Source organism: Propionivibrio sp., assembly GCF_016790145.1.
Classification (GTDB): domain Bacteria; phylum Pseudomonadota; class Gammaproteobacteria; order Burkholderiales; family Rhodocyclaceae; genus Propionivibrio.
Genome location: NZ_JAEUOI010000203.1, coordinates 1 through 7,713 on the forward strand (window position 1 = coordinate 1; position 7,713 = coordinate 7,713).

Below are 7,713 nucleotides of genomic sequence, written 5' to 3' on the forward strand. Positions count from 1 at the left end.
CATCAAACTGGTTTTGTCGACCAGCGACAGCCCAGAAATCATCGAGCTGTGGCTGGTGCCGGACTTGCACTATTTGCCGGCCAAAGTCCGTCATATCGACCGGCAGGGCGTGGTTACCGAGCAGGTAGTGACCTCGCTGGATTTCAGCTAGCCGCGACCAAGACCTCTGGCGGCTAGCTCTGTAACTCCTTCGGCAGCGCAAAGGTCACGTTTTCTTCGACACCTTGCAGTTGGCTGGCCTGGCCGGGTTGGCCTCCGCTCAGCCGATTTACGACGTTCTGAACCAGGACTTCCGGTGCCGAGGCGCCGGCGGTGACGCCAATGCGCTCAATGCCTTGCAGCCAGGTCGGGTCGATATGTTCGGCCTGATCGATGAGATAGGCTTTGGTGCCGAGCAGTTCGGCGACTTCGCGCAGCCGGTTGGAATTGGAGCTGGACTGGCTGCCGACGACAAAAACGATGTCTGTCTTCGTGGCCAGTCCCTTGACGGCGTCCTGCCGGTTTTGCGTTGCGTAGCAGATGTCGTCGCGTTTGGGGCCGACAATGTCCGGGAAGCGTTGGCGCAAGGCGGAGACCACTTTTTCGGCGTCATCGACCGACAGCGTCGTCTGCGTGACGTAGGCGAGTCGGGTGGCATCACTGACCGCAAGCTGTTCTACGTCAGCCACGGTTTCAACGAGGTACATTCCCTGTGTGCTCTGCCCCATCGTCCCTTCCACCTCGGGGTGTCCCTTGTGCCCGATCATGATGATTTCGCGGCCTTCCTTGCGCATCTTGCCCACTTCGACATGCACTTTGGTGACCAGCGGGCAGGTGGCGTCGAAGATTTTTAGGCCGCGCGTTGCCGCTTCTGCACGAACGGCCTGCGAGACGCCGTGGGCACTGAAAACGAGCGTGCTGCCGCTCGGTACGTCGGCCAGATCGTCGATGAATATGGCACCCTTGGCGCGCAGATCGTCGCACACATACTTGTTGTGCACGACTTCATGGCGGACATAAATCGGCGCGCCGAATTTTTCGATGGCGCGCTCAACAATGGCGATGGCACGATCGACACCGGCACAGAAGCCACGCGGGTTGGCGAGAATGATTTGCATGGGGATCCTTACATGATGCCGATGATTTCGACTTCGAAGCAGATCGGCTTGCCGGCAAGCGGGTGGTTGAAGTCGAAGAGGGCGGTGGTCTCGTTCAGTTCGCGCAGGAACCCTGCAAAACCGGCGCCGCCATCGGGCGCACCAAACTCGATCAGCGAATTTTCCTTCAGTTCGACTTCTGGTGGCAGGGCGCTAAGTGCAATGCGTTCGACGAGCTGCGGGTTGTATTCACCGAAGGCCTCGATGGCGTCAAGATGGAATAGATGGCGCTGCTGCGCCGCTAGCCCGATGAGGCACTTTTCGAGTGGTTCGGCAAGCTGGCCGCTGCCCATCTGGAGGGTTGCCGGAGAGAGGTCAAAGGTGCTGACAAACTCGTTTCCCGCATCGTCCGACAGGCGGTAATGGAGCGTCAGGTAGCTGTCGGGGAGTACGGTCGAGTGGCCTGGTTTATTCATCCTGAAACCTCATTGAGCACAGCGTATTCACAATTGAATACCTGTGTGCCTACCTGTCCTGGCCGGTTTTGACCGCGTTATCGGCTGCGGGTTTCGTCGTCAATTGATCCCAGGCGAGCAGAATGGCACCGAGGGTGATCGCCGAATCGGCGACGTTGAACGCCGGCCAGTAGTAACCGGCGACGTGCCACTGGATGAAATCGACGACCGCTCCAAAACGGATGCGGTCGATGACGTTGCCGAGCGCGCCGCCGAGCACCAGGGTGAGCGCCAGCGAGAGCCGGAACTCGCTGGTATGCCGGCGCAGCAAGCTGACAATCCAGACCGAGACGCCGAGCGCCAGCACGGTGAAGAACCAGCGTTGCCAGCCACCGGCATCGGACAGGAAGCTGAACGCGGCGCCGCTGTTGAAGGTCAGCACCCAGTTGAAGAAGGGGGCGACGTAGAGCGAATCGCCAGGTTGGAGCGCACCAAGAACGATCCACTTGCTGATCTGATCGAGGAGGATGATTACTCCGGCCAGCGTCAGCCAGCTTCCGATGTTACGCGCAGGCACGTTCTTCGCCTTCGCCATGGAGGTTGCTCACGCAACGGCCGCAGAGGTCCGGATGTTCGGAATTGGCGCCCACGTCCTCGCGCACGTGCCAGCATCGTTCGCATTTGGCATGAGCGAGCGCGGTGCATTCAAGTTTCTCTTCCGCGTTGCGCACGATGCTGGCCGTCGAGCAAATGAGCACAAAGCGCAGATCGTCGCCCAGCGATTCGAGGATCTCGTACTTTTCGCCATCGGCATGAATCCTGACTGCAGCCTGCAGCGAGGAACCGATGCGGCCGGCGACGCGCAGTTCCTCCAGGGCGCGCGTGACCTCGGCGCGGTAGACGCGGATCTTGCTCCACTTGTCGAGCAGCACGGCTTCGCCAGCGGGTGCGGGAAGCGGCTGCCAGGTTTGCAGCATGATCGACCCGCTCTTGCCGGTCAGCGTTTGCCAGACTTCCTCGGCGGTAAAGGCGAGGATGGGCGCCATCAGTTGCGCGAAAGTCTGCGTGATGTGCCACAGCGCGCTCTGCGCCGAGCGGCGCGCGCCGGAGTTGACGGCGGCGGTGTACAGCCGGTCCTTCAGGATGTCGAGGTAAAAACCGCCGAGGTCTTCGGAACAGAAGGATTGCAGGGCCTGCACGACGCGGTGGAACTCGTACTTGTCATAGTCGGCGGCACACTGCGCCTGCAACTGGCGCGTCATGGCCAGCGCGTAGCGGTCGATTTCGAGCCACTGCCCGGGCGGCAGCAGGTCTTTCTGTGTTACGAAATCCGAGGTGTTGGCGAGCAGGAAACGCAGGGTGTTGCGGATACGGCGGTAGGACTCGACGACGCGCTTGAGGATCTCGTCGGAAATCGACAGTTCGCCCGAGTAGTCGGTAGCGGCGGTCCACAGGCGCAGGATGTCGGCGCCGAGCGTGTCGGAAACCTTCTGCGGCGCGATGACGTTGCCTTTCGACTTGGACATTTTCAGCCCCTTGCCGTCGACCACGAAGCCGTGCGTCAGCAGCGCCTTGTACGGTGCGCGCCCGTCAATGGCGCAGCCGGTGAGCAGCGAGCTCTGGAACCAGCCGCGGTGCTGGTCGGAGCCTTCGAGATAAAGGTCGGCAGGGTAGGCGAGTTGGGCCTGATGCGAACCGCGCAGGACGCTTGCATGCGTCACGCCGGAATCGAACCAGACATCGAGTGTGTCGCTCATCTTGCGATAGTGGGCGGTTTCGTCACCGAGCAGTTCCCTGGCGTCGAGCGAAAACCAGGCTTCGATGCCGGCCTGTTCAACGCGACGGGCGACTTCTTCAATCAGCTCCGGGGTGCGCGGATGCAGCGCAGCGGTCTCCCGGTGCAGAAAGAAGGGGATCGGTACACCCCAGTTGCGCTGGCGAGAAACGCACCAGTCTGGGCGGGTTTTCATCATCGCTTCGAGACGTGCTCGACCCCAGGCCGGGAAAAACTGCGTTTCGTCAACGGCGCGTTCGGCAATCCAGCGTAGCGTGGCGGCGTCTTCCCGGTCCTTGTGATCCATGCCAATGAACCACTGCGTGGTGGCGCGGAAGATGATCGGCGTCTTGTGCCGCCAGCAGTGCGGGTAGCTGTGCGTGATGCGCTCCATTTTGAGCAGGCGTCCCCGGGCTTCGAGTTCCTGCAGGACCAGCGGATTGGCTTCCCAGACCGTCTTGCCGGCCAGCGGCGAGACCGAGAGTGCGGGGGTGCTGGCGAGAAACCTGCCATCGTCGCCGACCGGGTTATTGACCGGCAGGCCATAGACCTTGCCGATCTGGTAGTCGTCGGCCCCATGCGCCGGCGCGGTATGCACCAGGCCGGTACCGGCTTCGAGGGTGACGTGCGTGCCGCAGATGATGGCCACGTCGCGCTCCTGGAAGGGGTGCCTGAGCAGCACGTTTTCAAGCGCGGCGCCCCTGGCCGAGCCGATCACCGTGCCTTCGAGGGCAAAGCGTTTCAGGCAGGCTTCAACCAGTTCGCGAACGAGGATCAGTGCGCCCTTCGGCGTGTCGATCAGATCGTAGTCGAATTCCGGGTGAGCGCTGACGGCCTCGTTGGCCGGCAAGGTCCACGGCGTGGTGGTCCAGATCACGGCAAAGGCCGGGCCGCGCAGGTGCGTCAGGCCGAAGGCTTTGGCAACCTTTTCGGCGTGGTTGGGATGCACCTCGAAGGCGACGTCGATGGCCGGCGAGTTCTTGTCCTCGTACTCAACTTCGGCCTCGGCCAGCGCCGATGCACAGTCCAGGCACCAGTTCACCGGCTTCAGCCCCTGGTAGAGGTAGCCCTTGTCGAGGATTTTGCCGAGCGAACGGATTTCGTCGGCTTCGGTCTTGAAGGCCATCGTCAGGTAGGGGTTGTTCCACTCGCCGAGAATGCCGAGGCGGATGAAGTCTTTCTTCTGGCGTTCGACCTGCTCGGCGGCAAAGGCACGCGACAGTTCGCGCACCTTGTCGCCGGCAATGTGCTTGCCGTGCCGCTTTTCGATCTGGTGCTCGATCGGCAGGCCGTGGCAGTCCCAGCCGGGGACATAAGGAGCATCGAAACCGGCCAGCGTCTTCGAACGAATGATGATGTCCTTGAGAATCTTGTTCACCGCGTGGCCGATATGGATGTCGCCGTTGGCATAGGGCGGGCCGTCGTGCAGAATGAACCGCGGTCGACCCTTGGCAGCTTGGCGAATCTGCTCGTAGAGCTTATTCTGCTGCCAGAGCGCAACCCACTGCGGCTCGCGCTTGGCGAGATCGCCCCGCATCGGGAAGGGGGTATCGGTCAGATTGAGCGTGTTTTTGTAATCAGCCATTATTTAGCGTCCAGCGCAAAGGCGCAAAGGCGCAAAGGGGCAAGGAATACGCAAAGCAGTCCATTTGCAATTCGCTTGATGCCTTTGTGCAGTATTTCAACATTAAAATTTATCCTCAAAAAAGCAGTTGAGCGTAATGCCAATATCGTAGGCCCTCATCCCCGGCCTTTCTCCCGCAGGGAGAAGGGTGCAAACCCCCTCTCCCTGCGGGAGGGTCGGGGTGAGGGCCAAACCCTCGCCGAACCTGGTGTTGCGGCGGTCGCACTCAACTGCATTTTTTAGGTTCAAACGTTTTTCTCCGTGTCATCCTTGTCCCTTAGCGTCTTTGCGCTGGAAGTAAGACCTTGCCTCGCTGACGTCGCAGGCAATCTGTGCCTTCAGCGCATCCAGGCCAGGAAACTTCATTTCGTTTCTCAGCTTGTGCAGGAAACGCACATTGAGGTGGGTGCCGTAAATTTCGGCGGAGAAATCAAAGAGGTGAACTTCGAGAATCGGGCGAACAGTCCGATTGGCGCTCGGACGGATGCCAAGGTTGGCTACGCCCCGGTGCGGCCCGCCGTTCAGCCCGTGTACTTCGACAGCGAATACCCCCAGCAGCGGTGGCTTGTCATGCTTGATGCGGATGTTGGCCGTAGCAAAACCAAGCTGGCGCCCCATTTTGTCGCCATGCACCACGCGACCGTCGATTGAATAGGGGCGTCCGAGCAGGCGAGCGGCATGTTCGATGCGCCCCTCGGCGAGTGCGTCGCGTACCGCAGAACTCGATGCGCGTTCACCTTCAAGCGTGACACTGTCAATGGCTTCAAGCTGAAAACCGTAACGCTCGCCGGCTTCGCGCAGCAGCGCAAAGTTGCCCCGGCGGCCAGCGCCGAAGCGAAAATCGTCGCCGATGATCAGATGCTTGACGCACAGGCTGCCGACCAGGATGCGTTCGATGAATTCTTCTGGCGAAAACGCGGCAAAGCGGGCGTTGAAATGGCACACCCAGGTCAGTGCCATGCCTTCGTCGGCAATCAACTCGAGCTTCTCGCGCAATGTGGACAGGCGCGCCGGCGCCGATTCGGGAGCAAAGAATTCACGCGGATGCGGCTCGAATGTGAGCACCGCCGGCAGCAGATTCTCGCTTTCAGCGGTGGCTTTCAATTGCGCGAGCAGCGCACGGTGGCCGAGGTGCACGCCATCGAAATTGCCGATGGTCAGCACCGTGGGGCGAGGAGCAGTTTGTGAAAATCCGCGATATACGAGCATCAGGTCGAGGGGGTGGGATAAAAACGGAAAAGGGCTGAATTATAATGGTTTTCCGGAGCCTTTTAGCGGGCAGGGCGCTGGAAGTTGTTGTTACAGGTCGGGTTAGCGGCAATTCGTGTAACCCGACATCATCAAGCGCTATAGTCAATTGCCGTCTTACGCCAGCGCTGACCTGAGCGACGCACGTGCGGCGGGTCTAGGGCTGGCAAAGCTCCGCTTGCACAGGTTGAACTCCTAGCGCCTCCGAACTGGCTTATACTCCTCGCCGTCAGAGGGCGCGGGCAGGTAGCTGGCGCTTTTTTCTTTCCGGTATCTGGAACTGCGGAGTAATGAGCCAGAAGAGTTGCTATCACTGCGGTCTGCCTGTTCCGGCCGGGGTCGAACTGTCGGTCCGCATCGATGAGCAGCCGCGCGCCATGTGCTGCATCGGCTGTCAGGCGGTGACGCAGGCGATTGTCGATAACGGGCTGGCTGACTATTATCGCAATCGGGATGCCTTGCCGAATTCACCGCGCGAGGCCTTGCCGGCCATTGTCGAGGGTCTGAAGCTCTATGATCATGCCGATTTCCAGAAGAGTTTCGTTCGCAAGCTGGGCGAAAGCGAGCGCGAAGCCTCGTTGATCATCGAGGGCATCACCTGCGCGGCCTGCATTTGGCTCAACGAGCAGCATGTGGCGAAGCTCGCCGGCGTAACCGGTATGGAGATCAACTTCGCGACGCGGCGTGCGCGTGTGCGCTGGGATGAACGGCAAATAAGGCTTTCCGACATCCTGGCCGCCATCGTCGCCATCGGATATCGCGCTTACCCGTATGACGCCAGCAGGAATGAGGATCTGGCACGCAGCGAGCGGCGCAGCGCCCTGTGGCGGCTGTTCGTGGCCGGTTTCGGAATGATGCAGGTGATGATGTACGCCATCCCGGCCTATCTTGCCGGCGACGGGGACATGGCGCCCGACATCGAATTGCTGTTGCGCTGGGCGAGCCTGCTGTTGACCCTGCCGGTTGTCTTCTATTCAGCCGCGCCCTTCTTCCGTGGCGCCTGGCGCGACCTGCGTCTGCGCCGGGTCGGGATGGATGTGCCGGTCGCCCTGGGCGTCGGTGCGGCCTTTGCGGCCAGCGTGTGGGCGACGTTGACGGCCTCGGGCGAGGTCTATTTCGACTCGGTGATCATGTTTGTTTTCTTTCTGCTCGGCGGGCGTTTCCTGGAAATGACGGCCAGGCAGCGCGCCGTGAGCTTCACCGAGGTGCTGGCCAGGCTGCTGCCTGCCCTGGCTACCAGGGTCACCGGCTACCCGCAGAATCGATCGCTTGAGCAGGTGATGGCGAGCGAGCTTGAGCCGGGCGATGTGGTGCTGGTCAAGCCGGGGGAGACGATTCCGGCCGACGGGCGGGTGATTGAAGGCCTCAGTTGCGCCAATGAATCGCTGCTCACCGGCGAAAGTGCGCCGCTAGCCAAGGCGCCGGGGTCGGCGGTTACCGGCGGCGCGGTCACTGTCGAAAGCCCCTTGCTGATCAAGGTCGAGCAGGTCGGCGAGGCGACGCGTCTGTCGGCGATCATCCGTCTGATGGAGCGTG

Annotated in this window: 6 protein-coding genes; 1 reads left to right on the plus strand and 5 read right to left on the minus strand. The window is 61.2% G+C overall.

All coding sequences use genetic code 11. The features are described from left to right. Window positions 1–173 precede the first annotated feature (173 nt). The 5 genes from ispH to JNM42_RS16510 form a co-directional block, all read right to left on the minus strand. A complete protein-coding gene (gene ispH, locus JNM42_RS16490; RefSeq protein ID WP_294272694.1) occupies window positions 174–1,097 on the minus strand; it encodes a 4-hydroxy-3-methylbut-2-enyl diphosphate reductase in 924 nt (307 codons plus the stop codon). Between the two features lie 8 nt (window positions 1,098–1,105). Then, window positions 1,106–1,552, minus strand: a complete 447-nt coding sequence (locus tag JNM42_RS16495) for an FKBP-type peptidyl-prolyl cis-trans isomerase (protein ID WP_294272697.1) — start codon at window positions 1,550–1,552, stop codon at window positions 1,106–1,108. 49 nt (window positions 1,553–1,601) lie between these two features. Further along, window positions 1,602–2,126 carry a signal peptidase II gene (gene lspA, locus JNM42_RS16500; RefSeq protein ID WP_294272700.1) on the minus strand — a complete coding sequence of 175 codons (525 nt, stop codon included), beginning with the start codon at window positions 2,124–2,126 and terminating at the stop codon, window positions 1,602–1,604. After that, the gene (gene ileS, locus JNM42_RS16505; protein WP_294272704.1) at window positions 2,095–4,890 is read right to left on the minus strand and encodes an isoleucine--tRNA ligase; all 2,796 of its coding nucleotides are present in this window, start codon (window positions 4,888–4,890) and stop codon (window positions 2,095–2,097) included. The genes lspA and ileS overlap by 32 nt, the downstream gene beginning before the upstream one ends. Before the next feature lie 303 nt (window positions 4,891–5,193). Beyond that, window positions 5,194–6,138, minus strand: coding sequence for a bifunctional riboflavin kinase/FAD synthetase (locus tag JNM42_RS16510; protein ID WP_294272707.1), 945 nt, complete (start codon window positions 6,136–6,138; stop codon window positions 5,194–5,196). Window positions 6,139–6,467: 329 nt separating this feature from the next. Between JNM42_RS16510 and JNM42_RS16515 the strand changes: the two genes are divergently transcribed. Further along, window positions 6,468–7,713, plus strand: a 1,246-nt coding sequence (locus JNM42_RS16515) for a heavy metal translocating P-type ATPase metal-binding domain-containing protein (protein WP_294272709.1), incomplete at its 3' end; no start/stop codon positions are given.

Bases quoted from the DNA above. Each gene is read 5' to 3' on its own strand.
- lspA (WP_294272700.1), bottom strand. From the start codon at position 2,126: ATGGCGAAGGCGAAGAACGTGCCTGCGCGTAACATCGGAAGCTGGCTG.
- ileS (WP_294272704.1), bottom strand. From the start codon at position 4,890: ATGGCTGATTACAAAAACACGCTCAATCTGACCGATACCCCCTTCCCG.
- JNM42_RS16510 (WP_294272707.1), bottom strand. From the start codon at position 6,138: ATGCTCGTATATCGCGGATTTTCACAAACTGCTCCTCGCCCCACGGTG.
- ispH (WP_294272694.1), bottom strand. From the start codon at position 1,097: ATGCAAATCATTCTCGCCAACCCGCGTGGCTTCTGTGCCGGTGTCGAT.
- JNM42_RS16495 (WP_294272697.1), bottom strand. From the start codon at position 1,552: ATGAATAAACCAGGCCACTCGACCGTACTCCCCGACAGCTACCTGACG.